We start from the raw sequence: 23,482 nt of genomic DNA, 5'->3' as shown, positions 1-23,482 counted from the left end.
TCAAGGCCCGCCCATTGCAGGCGGGCCCTGGCTGTCACCGCACCAAATGCAAAAACTGCATATGACGTTCGTACTGGTCGAGGATGTCGTTGATGATTTGCTCTTTGGTGTAGCCCGTCAGGTCGTAATCCTGACTGCCTTCGGCCAAATGCACCTCAGCGCGGTAGTAACGGCGGTTTCGCAGTTGCTCTTTTTTGCCAAAGCCACCACGGGCGAAGGAAGGCGTGAAGTAGCCACGCATCTGCACCTGGTAGATGAACGGATGTTCGTCGCCGTGGCCGATTTCCAGGCTCACGTTGTCGTTGGCCGGGTCCGGCTGGGTGACGACATTCAGGCCTTTTTCCAGGAACACCGCGCTCACTTCTTCAATCGCCGGGCGCACGGTGGTATCCATGAAGCGATACACCTCGTCACGGGACGGGAAGTGCACGGCCTGGCTCAAGCGCTGACGCCAACCGCCACGACGGGAGTGCGAAACCGGCGCCAGGGAGTGCATCTGCGCAATCTGCTTTTGCGACTCAAGGTAGAACGCCTTATGCAGGCCCCACATCATCAGCAGCAAAATCAGCGAGAACGGCAGCGAGGTCAGCACTACCGCTGACTTGAGCGCATCGATACTGCCCGAGAACAGCAGCGCACTGGTAACCAGCGCCGTCATCGCACCCCAGAACACCCGCAGCCATTTAGGGCCGTCCTCATCCGCGTTATTGCCACGCGCCGAGAGGGTGGACAGCACCACGGTGCCGGAGTCGGCCGAGGTCACGAAGAACACAAAGCTGATAAACACCGTCACCGCAATCACGGTCCGGCTCCACGGGTAGGTCTCCAGCAGCAGGTACAGCGTGCGCGACGGGTCGTCGATGGCAGACTGGCCGAGGGCAACCATGCCGTGGTTGAGCACCTGATCAATGGCGCTGTTGCCGAAAATCGACATCCACGCCAGGGTGAAGCCCAACGGAATCAGCAGTACGCCGAACACGAACTCGCGGATGGTACGGCCCCGTGAAATACGCGCAATGAACAGGCCCACAAACGGCGACCATGCGATCCACCAGGCCCAGTAGAACACCGTCCAGCCGCCCAGCCAGTCGCTTGGTTTGTCATAGGCGTACACGTCGAAACTCTTGGTCGGCAAGGCGCCAAGATAGTCACCGATGTTTTGCACCAGGGTGTTGAGCAAATGCTGGGTGGGGCCTGCGAACAGCACAAACAGCAGCAGCGCGCATGCCAGCAGCATGTTGATGTCGGACATCACCCGCACGCCTTTATCGACGCCCGCAATGGCCACCAGAATTGCCGCGCCCATCATCAGCGTGATCAGGCCCACTTGCACCCATTGGGTATGCGGCAAGCCGAACAGGTAGTCGAGCCCGGAGTTGAGGTGCAACACCCCAAAGCCCATGTCGGCGCCCAGGCCAAACACGGTGGCGATGATGCCGAAGCCATCCACCGCATAGCCGATAGGCCCGTTGATGCGCTTGCCGATCAGCGGGTAGAGCGCCGAGCGCAGCGCCAGCGGCAGGTTGTGACGGTAGGCGAAGTAGGCCAGCGCCATGCCCACAAAGGCGAACACGCCCCAGCCATGCAGGCCCCAGTGCAAGAACAGCAGCTGCATGCCCTGGCGCGCAGCCTCTGACGTACCGGCCGGGCCTTGGGGCGGGGCGAGCATATGGGTCAGGGGTTCGGACACACAGAAGAAAAATAGCGTGATGCTGATCCCGGCGGCGAACAGCATGCCCGCCCAGGACAGGTAACTGAACTCGGGTTCGTCGTGGTCGGCACCGAGCTTGATCTTGCCGTAGCCGGACAAGGCGGTGACGACCACGAAGATCAGATACAGGGTCATCGCTAACATGTAGTACCAGCCGACCGTATTGGCCGCCCAGTTCTGAGCGGCCAGCAGCCATTCACCGGCCGCTTGTGGCATGGCGATGACCACAAGGCCAAAGATCAGGATAAACACGGCGGCAAAGTAAAATACCGGCGGGTTCATGCGGATCGAAGACGTTTCAGGCGTGATCGGTACACTCATTGGATGTGCACCTTATAGAGGTAAAACGGGATCAAAAAGAGCGGATTCGGCAAGGGTTAGCCTCCTGTTGTGAGCGGGCAGCGGACCACCGGTTTAAGTTGAACGAGCATTCAAGTTAAACATGGATGGCCTTTCAGCACTAATCGCTGCCCACGGCTACACGTCTGATACGTTAGCTCATGACTGGGTATGACACATGGCCATGATCAACGTTCAGCCGTTGTGGGGTGGGGCTGTCAGGGGGGTGGGAGGTGGTTGGGAACAGCAGGACCAGGGAGAGCCGAAAAAAAATTTACCCCCTGCTAAATTGATCAAAAAACAGACAAATCCAGTGGCCGAATCGCGCCCATCCAGATCGCATGGTCGGTGTGGTCCAGCAGGTCATTACCGGTATCGGGGTGCATAAACACCACCAGCCCGTGGCGATAGAGCGCCAGCCACGGCAGGACGATACCCACGAGTTCCGGGCCGAACGCCAGCTGGCAGCTCCAGTCCGGGTGCGGGCCGACCAGGCGTTCGTGGACGCGGCCCATGGTGACGCCAAACAGTTGCTTCGCCTCTTCGCACAAGGCCCGCGCCTGATCGATGGTCGAGGCGTCGAAATAGATGTGAGCGTGGTAGCCCTTGATTCTCTGCATATCGCTCTCGTACGGGTGATGTGGGAGCGGGCTTGCTCGCGATGGGATCGGCACAGGGTTGCTGATACACCGCACCAGCCGAATCGCAAGCAAGCCCACACACAGTTAAAGCGCCAGCAACCGCCGCAACTCAGCCAACGCCGGGGCCGTGTCCGGCCGCACACCGCGCCACAGGTAAAACGCCTCACCCGCCTGTTCAGCGAGCATCCCCAAACCGTCCATCACCTGACCCGCGCCATGCCCGCTGGCCCACACGCAAAAAGGCGTCGGCTCCTTGCCGTACATCATGTCGTAGCACAGGGTTTTACCCGGCTCGATCAGGCTGCTGGCAATAGGTGGCAGTTCGCCGCTCAAGCTGGCCGAGGTGGCGTTGATGATCAGGTCGACAGGCTCGTGCAACCAGTCAAAACCACTGGCCGCCACCGGGCCCAGGTCGCAGAACAGTTCAGCCAGCAGTTCGGCCTTTTCAACCGTGCGATTGGCGATTGTCACCGAGGCCGGCCCCTCGGCCAGCAAGGGTTCCAATGCGCCACGCACCGCACCGCCCGCGCCCAGTACCAGGATGCGTTTGCCCTTGAGGCTGAAACCGGCATTGACTGTCAGGTCGCGCACCAGCCCTGCGCCATCAGTGTTGTCCCCCAGCAAACTGCCGTCGGCCAGCTTGCTCAGCGTATTGACGGCACCGGCCCGTTGCGCGCGGGCGGTCAGTTGATCGGCCAGGCGGTAGGCATCTTCTTTGAATGGCACGGTGACGTTGGCACCGCGCCCCTCTTGAAAGAACGCCGTGGCACAGCCGGAAAAATCATCCAGCGGCGCGAGCAAGGTGTCGTATTGCATGACTTGACCGGTTTGCTCGGCAAACAGGCGATGCAGTACCGGGGATTTGCTGTGGGCAATCGGGTTACCAAAAACGACGTAACGGTCCATCAGGCAAGCTCCTCGGGCAATGTCAGGCGTTGGCTAACCAGTCGCGGTCTTGCAGGAAGTAATCCGTCAGACGCGCTTCCGGGCTGCCCGGCTCGGCTTTCCAGTCGTAGCCCCAGCGAACTTGCGGCGGCAGCGACATCAGGATCGACTCGGTGCGACCGCCCGATTGCAGGCCAAACAGGGTGCCACGGTCATAGACCAGGTTGAATTCCACGTAGCGGCCACGGCGGAATTCCTGGAATTCACGCTGCTGGGCGGTGTATTCGTCGTTTTTGCGGCGCTGAACGATCGGAAGGTAGGCGTCGATATAGGCGTCGCCAATGGCACGAATAAAGGCGAAACAGGTATCGAAATCCCACTCGTTCAAGTCATCGAAAAACAGGCCGCCAATGCCCCGTGGCTCGTTGCGATGCTTGATATGGAAGTAGGTGTCGCACCAGGCCTTGTAGCGCGGGTACACATCGGTGCCAAACGGCGCACACGCCTGCTCGGCCACGCGATGCCAGTGCACGCAGTCTTCTTCAACGGCGTAGTAGGGCGTGAGGTCAAAGCCGCCACCGAACCACCAGACCGGCTCTTCACCTTCTTTTTCAGCGATGAAAAAGCGCACGTTGGCGTGGGATGTTGGCACATGCGGGTTGTGCGGGTGGATCACCAGCGACACACCCAGGGCTTCAAAGCCACGGCCCGCCAATTCTGGGCGATGGGCGCTGGCGGATGGCGGCAAACCGCTGCCAAAAACGTGGGAAAAGTTGACGCCGCCTTTCTCAATAACGTGGCCGTTTTCAATTACACGGGTACGACCGCCACCGCCCGCCGGGCGCTGCCAGGCGTCTTCAACGAATTGAGTGCCGCCGTCTTCAGTTTGCAGTGCGTTGCAAATGCGGTCTTGAAGGTCGAGCAGATAGGCTTTTACAGCCTCGGTGCGAGTAGTCATGACATCACCTTAAATCGGGCAAAGCGACGCGGCACGTCCATCAGAGCGGGGCCGGCGGCAAAGGGCCGCTAGCATAACATCGCCCTGCGCATCACCGCAGTTGACGAAGATCACGCTTAAGCGTTGGATAGCGGTTTCGTCAATTCAGCAAGGAAAGTGCAGATGGCTAAGCGTATCCAGTTTCGGGCCCACGGCGGCCCTGAAGTGCTTGAGTATGTCGACTTCCAACCCGCCGAGCCGGGCCCGCAGCACGTGCGGGTACGCAATCAGGCCATCGGTCTGAATTTCATCGATACCTATTACCGTGGCGGCTTGTACCCGCTGGCTGAGCTGCCGTCCGGGCTGGGCAATGAGGGCGCCGGGGTTGTTGAAGCGGTGGGCAGTGAAGTGCGTACCGTTAAGGTCGGCGATCGCGTGGCCTACGGCACCGGCCCCTTGGGCGCATACAGCGAGTTGCATGTGTTGCCCGCCGCGAATGTGGTGAAACTGCCCGATGATATTTCCTTTGAGCAGGCCGCCGCCGTGATGCTCAAGGGGCTGACAACCCAATACTTGCTGCGTCAGACCTATGAACTCAAAGGTGGCGAAACAATCCTGTTTCACGCTGCCGCCGGTGGCGTCGGTTCGATTGCCTGCCAATGGGCAAAAGCGCTGGGCGTAAAGCTGATCGGCACCGTCAGTTCAGCCGAAAAAGCGGCCCATGCCAAAGCGCTGGGCGCATGGGAAACCATCGACTATAGCCATGAGGATGTGGCCAAGCGTGTGCTGGAATTGACCGACGGCAAGAAGTGCCCGGTGGTGTATGACGGCGTGGGCAAAGACACCTGGCTGACCTCGCTCGATTGCGTGGCACCCCGTGGTCTTATGGTCAGCTTTGGCAACGCATCGGGGGCGGTGACCGGGGTTAACCTGGGGATTTTGTCGCAGAAGGGCTCGCTGTACGTGACCCGACCAACACTGGCGTCCTACGCCAATAGCGCCGAAAACCTGCAAGCGATGGCCGATGAGCTGTTTGCGATGATTCGCAGTGGTGCAATCAAGGTTGATATCAGCCAGCGTTTTGCGCTGAGTGATGCCGCCAGGGCACAGACTGAGTTGTCGGCACGCCGTACGACGGGTTCTACGATTTTGTTGCCTTAAAACAAGCGTCCATCCCTGTGGGAGCGGGCTTGCTCGCAATGGAATCGCTGCGGTGTAACTGACACACCGTAGTGCCTCAATCGCGAGCAAGCCCGCTCCCACACAACAGAAAAGCCTGTGTGCCTACGCCGGGCGAACCACCTTGCCGCTCGCCAGATCGCGGATCAGGCTCGGGTTTTTACGCCCGCCCAGATTGCCGCCCAGTACATGATCAATTTGCCCACGGAAATACTGCTCAACTTTTAACCGGGTACGCGCAGCGGGCAAGCCCGCCGGGTTGGCGGACGTCGACACGATAGGCCCCACCAACGCACACAGCTCACGCACCAGCGGGTGATCACTCACACGCAGCGCCACGGTGTCATGCACGCCGGTGATCCACTCGGGCAACAAGCCCTGATGCGGCACCAGCCAGGTGTTCGGCCCCGGCCAGGTGCTGGCCATACGGTCGATCCATTCCTGGGGGAAGTCTTCAAACAGAAAGTCGAATTGGTGGATGTTGTCTGCCACCACAATCAGGCCTTTATCCACAGGCCGCGACTTGATCGCCAGCAACCGCTCGACCGCTTCCTCATCCCACGGGTCGCAGCCCAAACCCCAGACCGCCTCGGTTGGATAGGCAATCACCGCGCCTGCGCGAATGGCTCTTGCAGCTTGTTGGACGCGCCAGGTGCTGATCATTGAATGTCTCCAGATATGTACTACACGCAGTGTACTTAGCTGGGCCGCGCAAACCAACGCCCGCCCTCCAGCACGACGTGCCCCGCCAGTTCGAGTTCGGTCATTGCCGCCAGCAATCGAGGTAAATCCCAACCACTGGCAGTGACCAGTGCTTCGCTGGTTTGAGGCGCTGCCTGCAACAATTGCACTAATGGATGACAGCTTGGTGTAAATAAATCGGTTGTGGATAACGGCAATGAGCGCCAGCCACGCAGGCCTTCCAGAATATGCTCCACGGTCTCGACCAGAGTGGCGCCATCGCGGATCAACTGATGACAACCCCGTGCTCCCGGATGATGGATAGAACCGGGCATGGCGTACACCTCGCGCCCCTGTTCAGCCGCCAGGCGGGCGGTGATCAGCGAGCCGCTGGCCACACTGGCCTCCACCACCAGCACACCAAGGGATAAACCGCTGATGATTCGGTTACGCCGCGGGAAGTTGGCCGGTAGCGGGCCGGCGTCCAGAGGGAACTCCGAAACCACCGCGCTGCCGCTGGCAATCATTGCGTCTGCCAGGGCGCGATGGCGCTGTGGATAAAGTTTTTGCAAACCGGTGCCCAATACGCCCACCGTCTGTCCGCCAACGTCCAGAGCGGCTTGATGCGCCGCGCCGTCTACCCCCAGCGCCAGCCCGCTGGTAATTACAAAACCGGCTCCGGCAAGGCTGCGGGAAAAGGCTGCTGTGGTGTCCAGGCCCGGGCGTGAAGCGCGTCGGCTACCGACCATCGCCAGCTGCGGCTTTTCCAGAATAGAAGGGGCCCCAGCCACGAATAACACGGGGGGAGCATCGCTGAGTTCACTCAATAAAGCAGGGTAATCGGCCTGGTCATGGAACAGCACGTGCTGCCCGGAGCGCTCAAGCCAGCGCAATGCAGCGCTGGCACCCTCGCGAACCTCAGGGCTGCGTCGCGCCTGGGCACAGGCTGCGGGCAGCCCCAATGCATGCCAGGCGGAGGCAGGCGCACTGAGCGCCGAACTGGCCGAACCGAAGGCCCTGAAAAGGGTGTAGTAACGCCGTGGCCCAATCTCGGGCAGGCGGTGCAAACGCAAACGGGCTTCGAGTTCAGCCGGGGATATTTCTGACAACGGAATAGGATCATCCTTGATCGGTTATTCCATCTGAACATAAGGAACAAGCTGTGGATAAGTCTGTTGACAAGTTGTTTGGGAAACGATGAGAACGGTACGATTGAGCCACCGGCCGGACCTTGAAACCGTACGTAGAAACCCAACATTAGTTGAACGCTGCCAAGAGGCTGATCTCACAGGTTTCAAATTGAGACATGCACCGGCCACCTGCGCGTGCAGCCCGGCAGCTAGTCGTTTCATCCGCGGGTGAATCCCTTTATTATGTGTACTCGCGTGAAACGCCAGAGCCCGAGCGGGTTCTCTCTGAAGGAGACGTTTTGCACAGGTTGCTCGAGTCCACAGGACCCACCTGACAACCGTTTTTGAATCTTTCACACAGTGCACCAATCAAACTTATGGCTATTTTGAACATCCTCGAATTCCCAGACTCGCGTCTGCGTACCATCGCCAAACCCGTGGCGGTTGTGGACGACGAAGTCCGTCAGTTGATCGATGACATGTTTGAAACCATGTACGAGGCGCCGGGCATCGGTCTGGCCGCCACTCAGATCAACGTGCACAAACGCATCGTGGTCATGGATCTGAGCGAAGACCGCAGCGAACCCATGGTGTTTATCAACCCGGAGTTCGAGATCCTGTCCGACGAGATGGGCCAGTATCAGGAAGGCTGCCTCTCGGTACCGGGTTACTACGAAAACGTCGATCGCCCACAGCGTGTCAAGATCAAGGCGCTGGACCGTGACGGCAAGCCTTTCGAAATGATCGCCGAAGGCCTGCTGGCGGTGTGCATTCAGCACGAATGCGACCACCTCAACGGCAAGCTGTTCGTGGATTACCTGTCTACGCTCAAGCGTGACCGGATCAAGAAGAAGCTGGAAAAACTGCACCGCCAGAACGCTTGATCAATTGCCTGAGGTCAGCGCTGCTCTTGTAGCCGCTGACGAGGAACGAGGCTGCGATCGGGTGCGTAGCAGCCGTAAAACCCGCGCCCTGAATGCCGCTGACACACCGCGTCGTCTGAATTTACGGCCGCTTCGCACCCGATCGCAGCCTCGTTCCTCGTCAGCGGCTACAGGTATCTCGCAGGACTCTCCCCCCTATTCCAAGTGAGTAATCCATGACTGAGCCACTGCGCATCGTCTTTGCTGGCACCCCAGAATTCGCCGCCGAACACCTCAAGGCGCTGCTAAGCACCCCTTACGAGATCGTCGCGGTCTACACCCAACCGGATCGTCCGGCCGGGCGCGGGCAAAAGCTGATGCCAAGCCCGGTCAAGCAACTGGCCCTGGAACACAACATCCCGGTCATGCAGCCGCCAACCCTGCGCGCACCCGAGGCTCAAGCCGAACTGGCCGCGCTCAAGCCGGACTTGCTGGTGGTGGTGGCATACGGCCTGATCCTGCCTCAAGTGGTGCTGGATATTCCGCGTCTGGGCTGCATCAACAGCCACGCGTCCTTGTTGCCACGCTGGCGTGGAGCGGCGCCGATTCAACGCGCCATCGAAGCGGGCGACAGTGAAAGCGGTGTGACCGTGATGCGCATGGAGGCGGGTCTGGATACCGGCCCCATGCTGCTCAAGTCTGTCACCCCGATCACTGCCGACGACACCGGCGGCAGCCTGCACGACCGTCTGGCAGAGTTGGGCCCACCGGCTGTTATCCAGGCCATCGCCGGTCTGGCTGCGGGCACGCTGCAAGGCGACGTGCAGGACGACAGCCTGGCGACCTACGCCCACAAGCTCAATAAAGACGAAGCACGCATCGACTGGAGCCGCCCGGCTGTTGAGTTGGAGCGTCTGATTCGCGCCTTCAACCCCTGGCCGATTTGCCACAGTACACTCAGTGGCGAAGCCCTCAAGGTGCTGGCCGCTACCATTGCTGACGCCAAGGGCGCGCCGGGGCAGATTATTGCCGCGAGCAAAGACGGCCTGATCGTTGGCTGCGGTGAAGGCGCGCTATGCCTGACACGTCTGCAATTACCTGGCGGTAAAGCACTGAACTTCAGTGATTTTTTCAACAGTCGCCGTGAGAAATTCGCTGTCGGCATCACCCTCGGTCAAACGGAAAACGCGCAATGAACCCTCGTCTGGCCGCTGCCAAGGCACTGACTGCAGTGTTGAACGGCAAAGCATCGCTCAACAGCTCCTTGCCGCTGCAACTGGACAAGGTTGAGGTGCGCGATCGCGGCCTGACCCAGGACCTGGCGTTCGGTACTGCCCGCTGGCAGCCGCGCCTGTCGGCGCTGGCCAACAAGCTGCTGCAAAAGCCGTTCAAGGCTGCGGATGCGGACGTCGAGGCGCTGCTGCTGGTCGGTCTGTATCAACTGCTCTATACCCGTATTCCGGCCCACGCTGCCATCGGCGAAACCGTAGGCTGCGCCGACAAGCTGAAAAAGCCGTGGGCCAAAGCCCTGCTCAACGCCGTGCTGCGCAACGCCCAGCGCGAGAGCGAAGCCTTGCTGGCCGAGCTGGAGCATGATCCCGTGGTGCGTACCGCCCACCCGCGCTGGCTGCAAAAATCCCTGAAGGCCTTCTGGCCTGAGCAGTGGGAAGCTATTTGCGCGGCCAACAATACCCACCCGCCGATGATTCTTCGGGTTAACCGTCGTCACCACAGCCGCGATGGGTATCTGCAGTTGCTGGTCGAGGCCGGGATCGAGGCCCAGCCGTGTGTCTACAGCCAGGACGGGATCGTGCTGGCCCAAGCCTGCGATGTACGCAATCTGCCGGGCTTTGCCGAAGGATGGATCAGCGTGCAGGACGAGGCCGCGCAACTGGCCGCCAACCTTCTGGATCTGGCGCCGGGCCAGCGTGTGCTTGACGCCTGCTGCGCACCGGGCGGTAAAACCTGCCACATCCTGGAAGTCGAACCTGCACTGGCGGGCGTAGTGGCGGTCGACCTGGAAGCCAAGCGTCTGGTGCGCGTGCGCGAAAACCTTGAGCGTCTGGGCCTGAGCGCCGAGCTGATCGCTGCCGATGGCCGCGACACCGCCACCTGGTGGGACGGCAAGCCCTTCCAGCGCATCCTGCTGGATGCGCCGTGTTCGGCGACCGGTGTTATCCGCCGTCACCCGGACATCAAGCTGACCCGCCAACCCGATGACATTGCCGCGCTCGCAGCCTTGCAAGGCGAACTGCTGGACGCGATGTGGCCAACTCTGGAAGTTGGTGGCATCTTGCTCTATGCCACCTGCTCGACGTTGCCGACTGAAAACACCGACGTGATCGAAGCCTTTCTCGCCCGTACCCCGGGTGCCCGAGAGCTGGATATCGCCGGGCAGTTCGGTCTCAAGCAACCCCACGGCCGCCAGTTGCTGGCGCAAGAGGGCGGGCACGACGGCTTCTACTACGCCAAATTGATCAAAATCGCGGCCGCTCGCGGCTAACTGATTAGGGATTGCAGGCATGAAAATCATCATCCTCGGCGCAGGCCAGGTCGGCGGTACGCTGGCAGAACATTTGGCCAGCGAAGCCAACGACATCACCGTGGTCGACACTGATGGTGAGCGCCTGCGCGACCTCGGTGATCGCCTCGATATTCGGACCGTGCAGGGCCGAGCCTCGCTGCCCAATGTGCTGCGTCAGGCGGGGGCGGATGACGCGGACATGCTGGTGGCGGTCACCAACAGCGACGAGACCAATATGGTCGCGTGCCAGGTGGCCTACACGCTGTTTCATACCCCGACCAAAATCGCCCGGGTCCGCGAGGCGGCTTATCTGACACGCGGCCAGGAGTTGTTCGACAACGACGCAATCCCGGTCGACGTGCTGATCAGCCCCGAGCAGGTAGTAACCAATTACATCAAGCGCCTGATCGAACACCCCGGCGCCTTGCAGGTCATCGACTTTGCCGAAGGCAAGGCACAACTGGTTGCGGTCAAGGCGTACTACGGCGGCCCGTTGATTGGTCAGCAACTGCGCCAGCTCCGTGAACACATGCCGAATGTGGATACGCGAGTAGCAGCGATTTTCCGACGTGACCGGCCGATCACCCCCCGTGGCGATACGGTGATTGAGGCTGACGATGAGGTCTTTTTCATCGCCGCCAAGGCCAACATTCGCGCCGTAATGAGCGAAATGCGCCGTCTCGACGAAAGCTACAAGCGCATTGTGATCGCCGGTGGCGGGCAGATCGGTGAGCGTTTGGCCGAGGCGATTGAAAGCCGGTATCAGGTCAAGATCATCGAGATGAACCCGGCACGTTGCCGTTATTTGTCCGACACCCTCGACAGCACTGTGGTGCTGCAAGGCAGCGCTTCTGACCGCGATTTGATGCTCGAAGAGAACATTGCGGACGCCGACGTATTTTTGGCCCTGACCAACGACGACGAGGCCAATATCATGTCCTCGCTGCTGGCCAAGCGCCTGGGTGCAAAAAAGGTGATGACCATCATCAACAACCCGGCCTACGTGGATCTGATCCAGGGCGGCGAGATCGATATCGCCATCAGCCCCCAGTTGGCCACCATCGGCACCTTGCTGGCCCACGTGCGCCGTGGCGATATCGTCAGCGTGCACTCATTGCGCCGTGGAGCGGCCGAGGCGATCGAGGCGATTGCCCACGGTGATTCGAGGTCAAGCAAAGTGATTGGTCGTCGTATCGGCGAGATCAATCTGCCGCCGGGCACTACGATTGGCGCGATTATTCGCGACGAAGAAGTACTGATTGCCCACGACTCTACTGTGATCAATGCTGGCGACCACGTGATCTTGTTCCTTGTGGATAAAAAGCATATTCGCGACGTAGAGAAGCTGTTCCACGTGGGATTGAGCTTTTTCTAAGGAGTCAGGAATGCTGGAGTCACTAGAGAAAATGCTGGCCAAGGGTGTGGATAACTCATTGCTGCGCTTTGGCCTGGGCAAGGGTTATCTCGACCTTGGGGATAACCTCAAGGCGGCGGAGCACCTGCAACGCTGTGTGGCGTTTGACCCCAAGTATTCCGCAGCCTGGAAGCTGCTGGGCAAGGCGCAACTGGCGGCGGGCGATCGTGTGGCCGCGCGCACGGCATGGGAGCAGGGGATTGCAGCAGCCCAGGCCCATGGCGACAAACAGGCCGAGAAAGAAATGACCGTGTTTTTGAAGAAACTCGATAAAGTCTCCTGACACTGCCCATCCAATGTGAGAGCGGGCTTGCTCGCGATGCAGACAGCGCGGTTCAGTTTTAAAACCGCGTCAATGCAATCGCGAGCAAGCCCGCTCCCACAGGGGTGAGTGGCTTTAGTACCAGCGCGCTTCTCCCGGCGGACGCTTTTTGAAGCGCTTCATGCTCCACATGTACTGGCTCGGGTACGCCCGCACATATTTTTCGACCACCTTGCTCATGGCCGCACACGAGGTTGCCGTGTCGGTGCTGTACATCTCTTCGGGCGCCGCTTCCAGAATCACTTTAAAGCCCGAACCGTCCGGCAGGCGCAGTGCGTGCAGGAACACGCCCACTGCCTTGCCACCCGCCAGCATGTTGGGCACAAACTTGCTGGTCAGGGCCATCGTGCCGAGGAACGGTACAAAGATACCGGCTGACTCTGCTGGCTCCGGGTCGGCCGGAATCCCGACCTGACCGCCTTTTCGCACTTCCTTGATGACACTCAAAATGCCTTCTTTGGTCGATGCGGCCACGCGGTTGCCCAGTTGCACACGTTGTTTTTGCAGCAGTTCGTCTACCGCCTTGAGCTTGGGCGGGCGATAAAAAATGATCGGTTTGCACTGGCTGCAGTAGAAGTGGTTGAGCACTTCCCAGTTACCCAGGTGGCTGGTGATGCCCACTACGCCCTTGCCGGAGGCCAAAGCGTCCTTGAGCACGTCCAGGCCTTCGACTTCACGCACCAGATCAATGGAACGCTGGGCGGGCCAGATCCAGGCGCAAGCGCTCTCGGTCAGGCTTTTGCCGATGTCCTTGAGGCTTTGGCCCACCAGTTGCTCACGGGCGACCGGGTCCATCTCGGGGAAACACTTGGCCAGGTTGATACGCACTACATCACGCGATCGGTTAGGCAGTTTCCACATCAACCAGCCAATGGCCGACCCCACGCGCTGCACCGCGCCCCACGGGAGCATGGCAAACAATCGCAAAGCCCCGACCAGCAAGGCGCCTTTAAACTTTTCCACAGGGTTATCCCATTCAAAACAAAACGGCTTTGTAGTCGCTGACGAGGTACGAGGCTGCGATGGGTTGCGCAGCAGCCCCATTGTTGAAGGTCCTTCGGACCTTATCGCAGCCTTCGGCAGCGACTACAGGATTTAATGCAATAGGCCAGCATTCTAACCGCCGTTTGCCAGTTCGGCGTAACGGTCGCAATAGGTGGCGTGGTCCATGACCATGCCGCTGGCCTGCATAAAGGCGTAGCAAATGGTCGGGCCGACGAACGTGAATCCGGCTTTTTTCAGGCCTTTGCTCATGGCTTCGGCCTCAGGTGTCACAGCCGGAAATTCATGGCGTTCGGTGAAGTGGTTGATCTTCGGCTTGCCGCCCACGAACGACCATAAAAACTCGACGGGGTTGTCCAGCGCCAGCCAGGCCTGGGCATTGCGCCGTGCTCCAGCCACCTTGAGCCGGTTGCGGATGATCCCGGGATCTTGCAGCAACGCTTCTATTTCGGCGTCGCTCATGATCGCCAAACGCTGCACATCGAAGCCGAACATGACCTTGCGATAATGCTCGCGCTTCTTTAAAACCGTGATCCAGGACAAACCCGCCTGGAACCCTTCGAGCAATAACAACTCGAACAGCCCATGCGCATCGCGCAACGGCACTCCCCACTCTTGATCGTGATAAGCGGTGTACAGCGGATCGTCTGAACACCAGAAGCAACGTGCCATATAGGCTCCAGGGGGTGGAGGGGCGACCGAATCGGGTATACTCCCGCTCTTTAAATCGCAGCCCAAGAAACAGGTGAATTTGTGAGCCAGCCTACGCCAGCAGTGCGTACCTTCCAAGACTTGATCCTCGCCCTCCAGCAATACTGGGCCGAGCAAGGTTGTGTGGTGCTTCAGCCCTACGATATGGAAGTGGGCGCCGGCACATTCCATACCGCCACGTTTTTGCGCTCTCTGGGCCCGGAAACCTGGAACGCCGCTTATGTGCAGCCCAGTCGTCGCCCGACTGACGGCCGCTACGGCGAAAACCCTAACCGTTTGCAGCACTACTACCAGTTCCAGGTAGTCTTGAAACCAAACCCGCCAAACTTCCAGGAGCTGTACCTGGGTTCGCTGAAACACATCGGCCTGGACCCTCTGGTACACGACATCCGTTTCGTCGAAGACAACTGGGAATCGCCAACTCTGGGCGCCTGGGGTCTGGGCTGGGAAATCTGGCTTAACGGTATGGAAGTCACCCAGTTCACCTACTTCCAGCAAGTCGGCGGCATTGAGTGCTACCCGGTAACTGGCGAAATCACCTACGGCCTTGAGCGCCTGGCGATGTACCTGCAAGGCGTAGATTCCGTCTACGACTTGGTATGGACTGACGGCCCGTTCGGCAAAGTGACCTACGGCGATGTGTTCCATCAGAACGAAGTCGAGCAATCGACCTACAACTTCGAACACGCCAACGTCGACAAGCTGTTCGAGCTGTTCGATTTCTATGAAAGCGAAGCCAAGCGCCTGATCGAACTGGACCAGCCGCTGCCGTTGCCAAGCTACGAAATGGTGCTCAAGGCGTCGCACACCTTCAACCTGCTTGATGCCCGTCGCGCCATTTCCGTGACCGCGCGTCAGCAGTACATCCTGCGTGTGCGCACCCTGGCCCGTGCGGTGGCTCAGGCCTATCTCGAAGCTCGCGCCAAGCTGGGCTTCCCGATGGCTCCACCTGATTTGCGTGATGAAGTGTTGGCTAAGTTGGAGGCTGCACAATGAGTGCTCAAGATTTTCTGGTTGAACTGGGCACTGAAGAACTGCCGCCAAAAGCCCTCAATACCCTGGCTGATGCGTTTCTCGCCGGGATTGAAAAAGGTTTGCAAGGCGCAGGTCTGAACTTCAGCGCGAAGAAGGTTTACGCCGCGCCGCGTCGCCTGGCCGTGCTGCTGACCCAGCTCGATACCCAGCAACCGGACCGCAGCATCAATATCGATGGCCCGCCACGTCAGGCAGCCTTCGACGCTGAAGGCAACCCGACCCAGGCAGCCCTTGGCTTCGCCAAGAAGTGCGGCGTTGAGCTGAGCGAAATCGATCAGAGCGGCCCAAAGCTGCGTTTCAGCCAGGTGATCGTCGGCAAGCCGACCGCCACCCTGCTGCCGACCATCGTTGAAGATTCGCTCAACGACCTGCCTATCCCCAAGCGCATGCGCTGGGGTGCCCGCAAGGTCGAATTCGTGCGTCCAACCCAATGGCTGGTGATGCTGCTGGGCGATGAAGTGATCGACTGTACGATCCTGGCGCAAAAATCGGGTCGCGATTCCCGTGGTCACCGTTTCCATCATCCGGAAAACGTCACCATCACAGCACCGGCCAACTACCTCGAAGACCTGCGCAAAGCCTACGTGCTGGCAGACTTCAATGAGCGTCGTGAGCTGATTTCCAAGCGTGTAGCCGAGCTGGCGACGATGCAGGAAGGTACTGCAATCGTACCGCCAAGCCTCCTCGACGAAGTTACCGCGCTGGTTGAATGGCCGGTGCCACTGGTGTGCTCGTTTGAAGAGCGCTTCCTGGATGTGCCGCAAGAAGCCCTGATCACCACCATGCAGGACAACCAGAAGTATTTCTGCCTGCTGGACGTTGATGGCAAGTTGCTGCCGCGCTTTATTACCGTGGCCAACATCGAGAGCAAAGATCCGAAGCAGATCATTTCGGGTAACGAGAAAGTGGTTCGCCCACGTCTGACCGATGCCGAGTTCTTCTTCAAGCAAGACAAAAAGCAGACACTCGAAAGCTTCAACCTGCGCCTGCAAAACGTAGTGTTCCAGGCTCAACTGGGCAGCGTTTACGACAAGGCCGAACGCGTGTCCAAACTGGCGGCATTCATTGCCCCGCGCATTGGCGGCGATGCTTCGCGTGCAGCCCGTGCCGGTTTGCTGTCCAAGTGCGACCTGGCCACGGAAATGGTCGGCGAGTTCCCGGAAATGCAAGGCATTGCCGGTTACTACTACGCGCTGAACGACGGTGAGCCTGAAGACGTCGCCCTGGCGTTGAACGAGCAATACATGCCCCGTGGCGCTGGCGCCGAGTTGCCAAGCACCCTGACCGGCGCTGCAGTGGCCATCGCTGACAAGCTGGACACCCTCGTAGGGATTTTCGGCATCGGCATGTTGCCGACCGGCAGCAAAGACCCGTACGCACTGCGTCGTGCCGCGCTGGGTATCCTGCGCATTCTGATCGACAAGAAACTCGACCTCGACCTGACTGAAGCGGTGAACTTCGCTGTCAGCGCGTTCGGTGCCAAGATCAAGTCGGCCGGTTTGGCCGACCAGGTCCTGGAATTCATCTTCGACCGCCTGCGTGCGCGTTATGAAGATGAAGGCGTGGACGTTGCCACTTACCTGTCGGTACGTGCCCTCAATCCAAAATCGGCGCTGGACTTCGATCAACGTGTGCAAGCCGTGCAGGCGTTCCGTCAATTGCCGGAAGCCGCTGCACTGGCCGCCGTGAACAAGCGTGTATCGAATCTGCTGAGCAAGGTTGAAGGCACGGTTTCAACTCACGTTGAAGCCCGCTATTTCGACAATGCCAGTGAATTCTCGTTGTTCTCGGCCATCCAGAAGGCTGACGAAGCGGTACAGCCAATGGCTGCTGCCCGTCAGTACAACGAAGCGCTGACCCGTCTGGCCTCCCTGCGCGAGCCGGTGGATGCGTTCTTCGAAGCGGTGATGATCAACGCTGAAGATGCGAGCGTGCGAGCTAACCGCTATGCATTGCTGGCACGTCTGCGTGGCCTGTTCCTGGGCGTTGCCGATATTTCACTGCTGGGCTGAGGGGTTACCGTTGAAACTGCTGATTCTCGATCGGGACGGAGTGATCAATGTCGACTCCGACGCTTACATCAAGTCAGTTGAGGAGTGGATTCCACTGCCCGGCGCGATCGAGGCCATTGCGCAGTTGAGCAAAGCCGGCTGGACCGTCGCCATCGCGACCAACCAGTCCGGCATTGCCCGCGGCTATTACGATGTCGCCACACTCGACGCCATGCACGCCCGTTTACGGGCGTTGGTGGCGCAGCAGGGTGGCGAGGTCGGGCTGATCGTTTATTGCCCCCATGGTCCTGATGAGGGCTGCGCTTGCCGCAAGCCCAAACCAGGCATGCTCCAGACGATTGCCGCGCATTACGGCGCCGATTTGACCCAATGTTGGTTTGTCGGTGACAGTTTGGGTGACTTGCAGGCTGCGCAAGCCGTCGATTCTCAGCCCGTTTTGGTAAAAACCGGAAAAGGCCTACAAACTTTGGCCAAAGTTCTACCGGTTAATACCCTAATATTTGACGATCTGGCGGCAGTTGCCGCAGAACTTATCCACAAATAGAGCAGGTTTGAACACGCCCCATCACACGGTGGATCGGGTTGTTCAGTCGTGCTCTATCCGCAACGGTAAAAGTCGCTATGTCGATCCTGCAGGCCATCAGAACCTTCTTCTTTTACCTGCTGCTGGGCACCAGCTCTCTGCTGTGGTGCTCGCTGAGCTTTTTTGTCGCCCCCTTTTTGCCGTTCCGTGCGCGTTATCGGTTTATCAACGTGTACTGGTGCCGCTGTGCGCTGTGGCTGACGCGAGTGTTTCTGAACATTCACGTCAACGTGACGGGTGCTGAAAACATCCCGCAACGACCTTGCGTGATTCTGGCCAACCACCAAAGTACCTGGGAGACGTTCTTCCTCTCGGCTTACTTTCAGCCGTTGAGCCAGGTTCTCAAGCGTGAGCTGCTGTATGTACCGTTCTTTGGCTGGGCGATGGCGATGCTGCGTCCGATTGCCATCGACCGTGACAACCCGAAGGCGGCGCTCAAGCACATCGCCAAAAAAGGTGATGAGCTGCTCAAGGACAATATTTGGGTGCTGATCTTCCCGGAAGGGACCCGCGTCCCGTTTGGCCAGGTGGGCAAGTTTTCCCGTGGCGGTACGGCCCTGGCGGTCAACGCCGAGTTGCCGGTACTGCCAATTGCCCACAATGCTGGCAAGTACTGGCCAAAGACCGGCTGGGCTAAAAAGCCCGGTACGATCGAGCTGGTCATTGGTGAGCCGATGTACGCCAACGGCACTGGACCACGGGCGATTGCCGAGCTGAACGACCGTGTTCAAGCCTGGAACGAACAGGCTCAGCGTGACATGGGTTCACTGCCTCCAGTGGCGGCACCCATCACCACCGCCGTGGGTCAGTAAAATTGTGGATAAGGTGTGCACAAGATTTTGATATTTTTCAAAAATCATCTGTAAGTCGATGATTTAAATAGTTATTTCGATTTCAGACTTTTTACCGAAAACCGTGCATAAGTTTTTCTTGGAACATAAAAAAACCGGCTTATTCCAGCCGGTTTTTTTGTGTCTGACAGTCTGACTGACCGCCGTGTTGACATCGCGGACAAGCCCCGCTCCCACCGAACAACTCTGTGGGAGCAGGCTTGCTCGCGATGGGCTAGACCTTGTCGATGTTCACGTTCCTGGTTTCCTTGAGGAAGATCATGCCCACCACCAGGCTGACCCCGGTAATCACCACCGGATACCACAGGCCATAGAAGATATCCCCGGTGAAGACCACCAGCGCAAACGATACCGTTGGCAGGAACCCACCAAACCAGCCATTGCCAATGTGATAGGGCAGGGACATGGAGGTGTAACGGATGCGGGTCGGGAACAGCTCGACCATCACCGCCGCCAGCGGGCCATAGGTCATGGTGGCGATGAGGGTCAGCAATACCATGATCAGCACGACCATCGGCTGATTGACCGAGCTTGGGTCGGCCTTGGCCGGGTAGCCCGCTTCAGTGACTGCAGCGCGCATGGCGGCTTCGTCGAAACCGCTGATTTTCTTCTCGCCCACGGACACCTGAACCTCGGTGCCTGCTGCAACTGACTGCGAGGTGTACGGCAAGCCCTGTTTCACCAGAAAGGTTTTGACCTTGTCGCACGGGCTGTCAAAACGAGCCTTGCCCACCGGGTCAAACTGGAAGGTGCACGTGGCCGGGTCAGCCATCACCACAATCGGTGACTGACGGCTGGCAGTATCAATCTGCGGGTTGGCGTAATGGCTCAATGCTTTGAACAGCGGGAAGTACAACACGGTGGCGAGCAACAGGCCGAGCATCAGGATCGGCTTGCGCCCCACCTTGTCCGATAGCCAGCCGAAGAAGATAAAGAACGGCGCACCGATGATCACGCTGATAATCAGCAACATGTTGGCCTGGGCCGGGTCAATTCTGAGCATCTGCGTGAGGAAGAACAGCACATAGAACTGCGCGGTATAGAAGGTCACCGCCTGGCCCGCGTTGATGCCGAACAGCGCAATCAGAACAATTTTAAGGTTTTCCCATTTACCGAACGACTCGCGGATCGGCGATTTACTGGTCTTACCTTCGGCTTTCATTTTCACGAAAGCCGGCGATTCGTGCATGCTCATGCGAATCCAGGTCGAGATGCCCAGCAGCACGATGGACAGCAGGAACGGCAGGCGCCAGCCCCATACTTCAAACTGATCACCGGTCAGGTAACGGCAGCTCAATACAACCACCAGCGACAGCAACAAGCCCAGGGTCGCGGTGGATTGAATCCAGCTGGTGTTAAAGCCGCGTTTGCCGGGAGCTGCGTGCTCTGCAACATAGGTGGCCGCACCGCCATACTCACCCCCCAGCGCCAGCCCTTGAAGCATGCGCAACACCACGAGCATGATCGGGGCCGCAATGCCGATACTGGCGTAAGTCGGCAACAGACCGACAGCAAAGGTCGAAAGGCCCATCAGAATGATGGTCATGAGGAAGGTGTATTTGCGCCCGATCATGTCACCCAACCGGCCAAAAACCAGTGCTCCGAAGGGTCTGACCAAAAAGCCTGCGGCAAAAGCCATCAAGGCAAAAATGAACGCCGTGGTGTCGTTTACACCCGCAAAGAACTGCTTGCTGAGCACGGTTGCCAAAGCGCCATACAAGAAAAAGTCATACCACTCGAAAACCGTCCCGAGGGATGACGCAAAAATGATTTTCCGTTCTTCACGACCGGTTGTTCCCTTGGCGGGAGCTGCTTGTTCTGCAATTGCGTCTGACATGTTCAATGTCCTCAGCCCTGTTGGGCCACAGTGATTATTGTTTTTGTCCACTGCCGGTTCCGGATGACTGCGCCCGAAACCACGATCGCACTCAAGCGACCGGTGTTTCTACCGCGCGATTGACCTCAGTTGCGTGCTCCAGTGAGTCAAGTGACGCCTGCAGGATTAACTGCGCGGCTTTTTCGCCAATCATCAAGGTCGGTGAACAGGTATTACCCGACACGATGCTGGGCATGATTGAAGCGTCTGCCACCCTCAACCCCGGTACGCCATGAACGCACAACTGGTCATCGACCACTGCCTCGGCGTCCTGGCCCATGCGGCAGGTGCCCACAGGGTGAAAAATGGTCGTCCCGATGCGGGCGGCAGCTTCATACAGCTCTTGCTCGGTTTTCAGGTCCTTGCCAGGCAAGTACTCCTCTGGCGTAAACGCCTGCAAGGCCGCACTGGACACGATGCGCCGGGTCAGGCGAATCGCATCCGCTGCGACTTTCAAATCGTCAGGATGGCTCAGGTAATTGGGATCGATCAGCGGCGCGTCATCCGGATTGGCAGAGCGGATATCGACCCGACCACGGCTTTTTGGGCGCAAGTTACACACCGACGTCGTGAACGCGGGAAAGGTGTGCAGCGGCTCGCCAAAACGCTCAAGGGACAACGGCTGTACGTGGTACTGCAAGTTGGCCGAGGGTTGATCGGGATCGGACTTTACGAATGCACCCAACTGACTGGGTGCCATGGCCAATGGGCCGCTACGGTCGTAGGCATAACGCAGGCCCATGCCGATCTTGCCCCACAGGCTGTTGGCCACCTGATTAAGGGTGCGCGCTTTGGTCAGTTTGAAGATCAGGCGCAGTTGCAGATGGTCCTGCAGGTTTCCACCCACACCGGGCAATTCGTGTTGAACGGTTATCCCCAAGCTTTCCAGCAGGGGGCGGGGGCCAATACCCGAGCGCTGCAAGATCCCAGGAGAGCCAATCGAACCCGCACACAAGATGATCTCGCGACCGGCCGAGAAAACATGCTCAGCGCCTTGCCAGCGGGCACTGACCTGCGTCGCACGGCCATTTTCAAGCAGCACTTTATCGACCTGAACATCAGTCAACACGGTCAGGTTCGTACGCTTGAGCACTGGCCGCAAAAAAGCCTTGGAAGCATTCCAGCGCACACCGGATCGCTGGTTGACCTGAAAGTATCCACAGCCCTGGTTGTCGCCACCGTTGAAGTCGCTAACGCTGGCAACTCCGCTTTCGGCGGCCGCGTTGCGAAAGGCATCCAGAATCGGCCAGGTATAACGCTGCTGCTCAACCCGCCATTCGCCATCAGCGCCATGCAGGTCGGAGTTGCCGGCAAAGTGTTTTTCGCTGCGTTTGAATAGCGGCAGGACGTCTTTCCAGGCCCAGCCCGCATTGCCTTGCTCGGCCCAACGGTCGTAATCGCCCGCCTGACCGCGCATGTAGATCATGCCGTTGATCGACGAGCTGCCGCCCAATACCTTGCCCCGCGGATAGCTCAGGCTGCGACCTTGCAAGCCGACCTGCGCTTCGGTTTTGAAGCACCAGTCGGTGCGCGGGTTGCCGATGCAATACAGGTAACCGACGGGAATATGGATCCACGGGTAGTTATCTTGCCCACCCGCTTCGAGCAGCAACACGTTGTGACGTGAATCGGCAGACAGCCGATTCGCCAGCACTGAACCCGCAGGCCCGGCGCCCACAATGATGTAGTCGTACACCTTACTGGCTGATGGCATTGATCACCTCGCCTTTATTGTTCTTGTCCTACACCATCCTATTGATTAATTTCGAGTTTGAAACGCGTGATTTCACCCATGGCTTGTGCGTTTTTGCACAGCTGATTATCAATCGTGCTGGGGGGCTGACATGTTTGACTGGAATGACCTGCGATACTTTCTGGAACTGCAACGCAGTGGTCGCTTGCTTGCCGCCGCCAAACGCCTGAATACAACCCACAGCACTGTCGCCCGGCATATCGAGAGCATCGAGCAGCACCTCGGCGCTGCGCTGTTCGTGCAACATGCACAAGGTTACGAACTGACGCCCGCAGGCCAGGCATTGCTCAAACACGCTGAAGCCATGGAAAACGTCGCATTGCTGGCGCAAGAGGAAATCACCCAGGCCATCGCTCCCATGGGCAAGATCCGGCTTGGGGTCACTGAAGGGATTGGGATCATGTTCATCACGTCGCGACTACGCGGGTTGTTTGAACGCTACCCTGGGCTGGAAGTGGAGCTGGTGGCGGTGCCGCGCTTTGTCAGCATCCTCAACCGCGAAGCTGAAATCAGCATCCACCTGGAACGCCCCAACGCTGACCTGTTGATCACTCGCAAACTCACCGACTACCGCCTGGCGCTCTACGCCAGCCGCGTTTACCTCGACAAGGCACCGCCCTTGAACAACCGCGATGACCTGGCCAATCACTACTGGATCGGCTACGTCGACGACTTGCTGTTCAGTCAGGAACTGCTGTTTCTCAACAACTTCTGCCGTACCCCGACCGTGACCTTTCGCAGCACCAGCGTCATTGCCCAGCAGCAAGCGGCGAGAGCAGGGCTCGGCATCGCCGTACTGCCCAACTACATGGCCAGCCATGACCCGGAACTGGTGCGCGTACTGCCCGAAGAGTCGGTCCAGCGCAGCTACTGGATCAGCACCCGCCGTGAGCTGCACAAGTCCGTAAGGCTGAGGGTTGTGTGGGATTTTTTGCTGGAGCTGTGCCAGGAAGAGCAGGGGGTTTTGCTGGCGCCGTAGGTGATTTTTTACCAAAAAAAAGGCCAACGCTAAGCGTTGGCCTTTTTTAACTGC

Annotated in this window: 21 protein-coding genes; 11 read left to right on the top strand and 10 right to left on the bottom strand. The window is 59.0% G+C overall.

Going from position 1 to position 23,482, the window contains the following annotated elements:
- Window positions 1–34: 34 nt before the first annotated feature.
- The 4 genes from betT to hemF form a co-directional block, all read right to left on the bottom strand.
- The gene (gene betT / locus V6P94_RS03195; protein WP_219262037.1) at window positions 35–1,993 is read right to left on the bottom strand and encodes a choline transporter BetT; all 1,959 of its coding nucleotides are present in this window, start codon (window positions 1,991–1,993) and stop codon (window positions 35–37) included.
- Between the two features lie 350 nt (window positions 1,994–2,343).
- The gene (locus V6P94_RS03190; RefSeq protein ID WP_133074964.1) at window positions 2,344–2,670 is read right to left on the bottom strand and encodes a DOPA 4,5-dioxygenase family protein; all 327 of its coding nucleotides are present in this window, start codon (window positions 2,668–2,670) and stop codon (window positions 2,344–2,346) included.
- Window positions 2,671–2,775: 105 nt separating this feature from the next.
- Complete coding sequence (aroE, locus tag V6P94_RS03185) at window positions 2,776–3,597, bottom strand: shikimate dehydrogenase (protein WP_133074963.1); 822 nt, start codon at window positions 3,595–3,597, stop codon at window positions 2,776–2,778.
- A gap of 22 nt (window positions 3,598–3,619) precedes the next feature.
- A complete protein-coding gene (gene hemF / locus V6P94_RS03180; RefSeq protein WP_133074962.1) occupies window positions 3,620–4,534 on the bottom strand; it encodes an oxygen-dependent coproporphyrinogen oxidase in 915 nt (304 codons plus the stop codon).
- A gap of 162 nt (window positions 4,535–4,696) precedes the next feature.
- Here hemF and V6P94_RS03175 point away from each other — a divergent pair, with 162 nt between their 5' ends.
- Entirely contained in the window at window positions 4,697–5,674 is a 978-nt protein-coding gene (locus tag V6P94_RS03175) for an NADPH:quinone reductase (RefSeq protein WP_133074961.1), read from the top strand.
- A 123-nt stretch (window positions 5,675–5,797) separates the two neighbouring features.
- Here the strand turns inward: V6P94_RS03175 and V6P94_RS03170 are convergent, their stop codons facing one another.
- Together V6P94_RS03170 and dprA are read right to left on the bottom strand one after the other, a co-directional pair.
- Window positions 5,798–6,355 carry an L-threonylcarbamoyladenylate synthase gene (locus tag V6P94_RS03170; RefSeq protein WP_133074960.1) on the bottom strand — a complete coding sequence of 186 codons (558 nt, stop codon included), beginning with the start codon at window positions 6,353–6,355 and terminating at the stop codon, window positions 5,798–5,800.
- Between the two features lie 35 nt (window positions 6,356–6,390).
- Window positions 6,391–7,488, bottom strand: coding sequence for a DNA-processing protein DprA (gene dprA / locus V6P94_RS03165; protein WP_133074959.1), 1,098 nt, complete (start codon window positions 7,486–7,488; stop codon window positions 6,391–6,393).
- Window positions 7,489–7,880: 392 nt separating this feature from the next.
- Here dprA and def point away from each other — a divergent pair, with 392 nt between their 5' ends.
- From def to V6P94_RS03140, 5 genes are all read left to right on the top strand, one after another.
- Entirely contained in the window at window positions 7,881–8,387 is a 507-nt protein-coding gene (gene def / locus V6P94_RS03160; RefSeq protein ID WP_019828628.1) for a peptide deformylase, read from the top strand.
- Window positions 8,388–8,602: 215 nt separating this feature from the next.
- Complete coding sequence (fmt, locus tag V6P94_RS03155; protein ID WP_133074958.1) at window positions 8,603–9,562, top strand: methionyl-tRNA formyltransferase; 960 nt, start codon at window positions 8,603–8,605, stop codon at window positions 9,560–9,562.
- Window positions 9,559–10,869 carry a 16S rRNA (cytosine(967)-C(5))-methyltransferase RsmB gene (gene rsmB / locus V6P94_RS03150; protein WP_133074957.1) on the top strand — a complete coding sequence of 437 codons (1,311 nt, stop codon included), beginning with the start codon at window positions 9,559–9,561 and terminating at the stop codon, window positions 10,867–10,869. The genes fmt and rsmB overlap by 4 nt, the downstream gene beginning before the upstream one ends.
- Window positions 10,870–10,888: 19 nt before the next feature.
- Window positions 10,889–12,265, top strand: a complete 1,377-nt coding sequence (trkA, locus tag V6P94_RS03145; RefSeq protein ID WP_133074956.1) for a Trk system potassium transporter TrkA — start codon at window positions 10,889–10,891, stop codon at window positions 12,263–12,265.
- A gap of 10 nt (window positions 12,266–12,275) precedes the next feature.
- A complete protein-coding gene (locus tag V6P94_RS03140) occupies window positions 12,276–12,587 on the top strand; it encodes a tetratricopeptide repeat protein (protein ID WP_133074955.1) in 312 nt (103 codons plus the stop codon).
- 114 nt (window positions 12,588–12,701) lie between these two features.
- Here V6P94_RS03140 and V6P94_RS03135 read toward each other — a convergent pair whose 3' ends face one another.
- Together V6P94_RS03135 and V6P94_RS03130 are read right to left on the bottom strand one after the other, a co-directional pair.
- On the bottom strand, window positions 12,702–13,589 hold the full coding sequence (locus V6P94_RS03135) for a lysophospholipid acyltransferase (RefSeq protein ID WP_016782851.1): 888 nt from the start codon (window positions 13,587–13,589) through the stop codon (window positions 12,702–12,704).
- A gap of 153 nt (window positions 13,590–13,742) precedes the next feature.
- On the bottom strand, window positions 13,743–14,300 hold the full coding sequence (locus V6P94_RS03130; RefSeq protein WP_133074954.1) for a DNA-3-methyladenine glycosylase I: 558 nt from the start codon (window positions 14,298–14,300) through the stop codon (window positions 13,743–13,745).
- A gap of 81 nt (window positions 14,301–14,381) precedes the next feature.
- On the opposite strand from V6P94_RS03130, the gene glyQ reads away from it, so the two are divergent.
- From glyQ to V6P94_RS03110, 4 genes are all read left to right on the top strand, one after another.
- Window positions 14,382–15,335 (top strand): glycine--tRNA ligase subunit alpha, encoded by a 954-nt coding sequence (gene glyQ / locus V6P94_RS03125; protein ID WP_019828634.1) that lies wholly within the window; start codon window positions 14,382–14,384, stop codon window positions 15,333–15,335.
- Window positions 15,332–17,386, top strand: coding sequence for a glycine--tRNA ligase subunit beta (gene glyS, locus V6P94_RS03120; RefSeq protein ID WP_219261980.1), 2,055 nt, complete (start codon window positions 15,332–15,334; stop codon window positions 17,384–17,386). Before glyQ ends, glyS begins: the two co-directional genes overlap by 4 nt.
- A 10-nt stretch (window positions 17,387–17,396) precedes the next feature.
- A complete protein-coding gene (gmhB, locus tag V6P94_RS03115) occupies window positions 17,397–17,930 on the top strand; it encodes a D-glycero-beta-D-manno-heptose 1,7-bisphosphate 7-phosphatase (protein WP_133074952.1) in 534 nt (177 codons plus the stop codon).
- A 77-nt stretch (window positions 17,931–18,007) separates the two neighbouring features.
- Window positions 18,008–18,781, top strand: coding sequence for a 1-acyl-sn-glycerol-3-phosphate acyltransferase (locus V6P94_RS03110; protein ID WP_133074951.1), 774 nt, complete (start codon window positions 18,008–18,010; stop codon window positions 18,779–18,781).
- A 253-nt stretch (window positions 18,782–19,034) separates the two neighbouring features.
- Here the strand turns inward: V6P94_RS03110 and V6P94_RS03105 are convergent, their stop codons facing one another.
- Window positions 19,035–20,657: an MFS transporter gene (locus tag V6P94_RS03105; RefSeq protein ID WP_133074950.1), complete on the bottom strand. Its 1,623-nt coding sequence runs from the start codon at window positions 20,655–20,657 to the stop codon at window positions 19,035–19,037.
- A 91-nt stretch (window positions 20,658–20,748) separates the two neighbouring features.
- Window positions 20,749–22,410, bottom strand: coding sequence for a GMC family oxidoreductase N-terminal domain-containing protein (locus V6P94_RS03100; RefSeq protein ID WP_133074949.1), 1,662 nt, complete (start codon window positions 22,408–22,410; stop codon window positions 20,749–20,751).
- Between the two features lie 130 nt (window positions 22,411–22,540).
- On the opposite strand from V6P94_RS03100, the gene V6P94_RS03095 reads away from it, so the two are divergent.
- Window positions 22,541–23,428 (top strand): LysR family transcriptional regulator, encoded by an 888-nt coding sequence (locus V6P94_RS03095; RefSeq protein ID WP_219261978.1) that lies wholly within the window; start codon window positions 22,541–22,543, stop codon window positions 23,426–23,428.
- Window positions 23,429–23,482 lie beyond the last annotated feature (54 nt).

The sequence above is a fragment of the Pseudomonas sp. ML2-2023-3 genome, assembly GCF_037055275.1.
Classification (GTDB): domain Bacteria; phylum Pseudomonadota; class Gammaproteobacteria; order Pseudomonadales; family Pseudomonadaceae; genus Aquipseudomonas.
This window is presented reverse-complemented; position numbering and strand designations above follow the sequence as displayed.

Coding starts and splice junctions, on each gene's coding strand:
- betT (WP_219262037.1), bottom strand. CDS start 1,993: ATGAACCCGCCGGTATTTTACTTTGCCGCCGTGTTTATCCTGATCTTT.
- V6P94_RS03190 (WP_133074964.1), bottom strand. CDS start 2,670: ATGCAGAGAATCAAGGGCTACCACGCTCACATCTATTTCGACGCCTCG.
- aroE (WP_133074963.1), bottom strand. CDS start 3,597: ATGGACCGTTACGTCGTTTTTGGTAACCCGATTGCCCACAGCAAATCC.
- hemF (WP_133074962.1), bottom strand. CDS start 4,534: ATGACTACTCGCACCGAGGCTGTAAAAGCCTATCTGCTCGACCTTCAA.
- V6P94_RS03175 (WP_133074961.1), top strand. CDS start 4,697: ATGGCTAAGCGTATCCAGTTTCGGGCCCACGGCGGCCCTGAAGTGCTT.
- V6P94_RS03170 (WP_133074960.1), bottom strand. CDS start 6,355: ATGATCAGCACCTGGCGCGTCCAACAAGCTGCAAGAGCCATTCGCGCA.
- def (WP_019828628.1), top strand. CDS start 7,881: ATGGCTATTTTGAACATCCTCGAATTCCCAGACTCGCGTCTGCGTACC.
- fmt (WP_133074958.1), top strand. CDS start 8,603: ATGACTGAGCCACTGCGCATCGTCTTTGCTGGCACCCCAGAATTCGCC.
- rsmB (WP_133074957.1), top strand. CDS start 9,559: ATGAACCCTCGTCTGGCCGCTGCCAAGGCACTGACTGCAGTGTTGAAC.
- trkA (WP_133074956.1), top strand. CDS start 10,889: ATGAAAATCATCATCCTCGGCGCAGGCCAGGTCGGCGGTACGCTGGCA.
- V6P94_RS03140 (WP_133074955.1), top strand. CDS start 12,276: ATGCTGGAGTCACTAGAGAAAATGCTGGCCAAGGGTGTGGATAACTCA.
- V6P94_RS03130 (WP_133074954.1), bottom strand. CDS start 14,300: ATGGCACGTTGCTTCTGGTGTTCAGACGATCCGCTGTACACCGCTTAT.
- glyS (WP_219261980.1), top strand. CDS start 15,332: ATGAGTGCTCAAGATTTTCTGGTTGAACTGGGCACTGAAGAACTGCCG.
- V6P94_RS03110 (WP_133074951.1), top strand. CDS start 18,008: ATGTCGATCCTGCAGGCCATCAGAACCTTCTTCTTTTACCTGCTGCTG.
- V6P94_RS03105 (WP_133074950.1), bottom strand. CDS start 20,657: ATGTCAGACGCAATTGCAGAACAAGCAGCTCCCGCCAAGGGAACAACC.
- V6P94_RS03100 (WP_133074949.1), bottom strand. CDS start 22,410: ATGCCATCAGCCAGTAAGGTGTACGACTACATCATTGTGGGCGCCGGG.
- V6P94_RS03095 (WP_219261978.1), top strand. CDS start 22,541: ATGTTTGACTGGAATGACCTGCGATACTTTCTGGAACTGCAACGCAGT.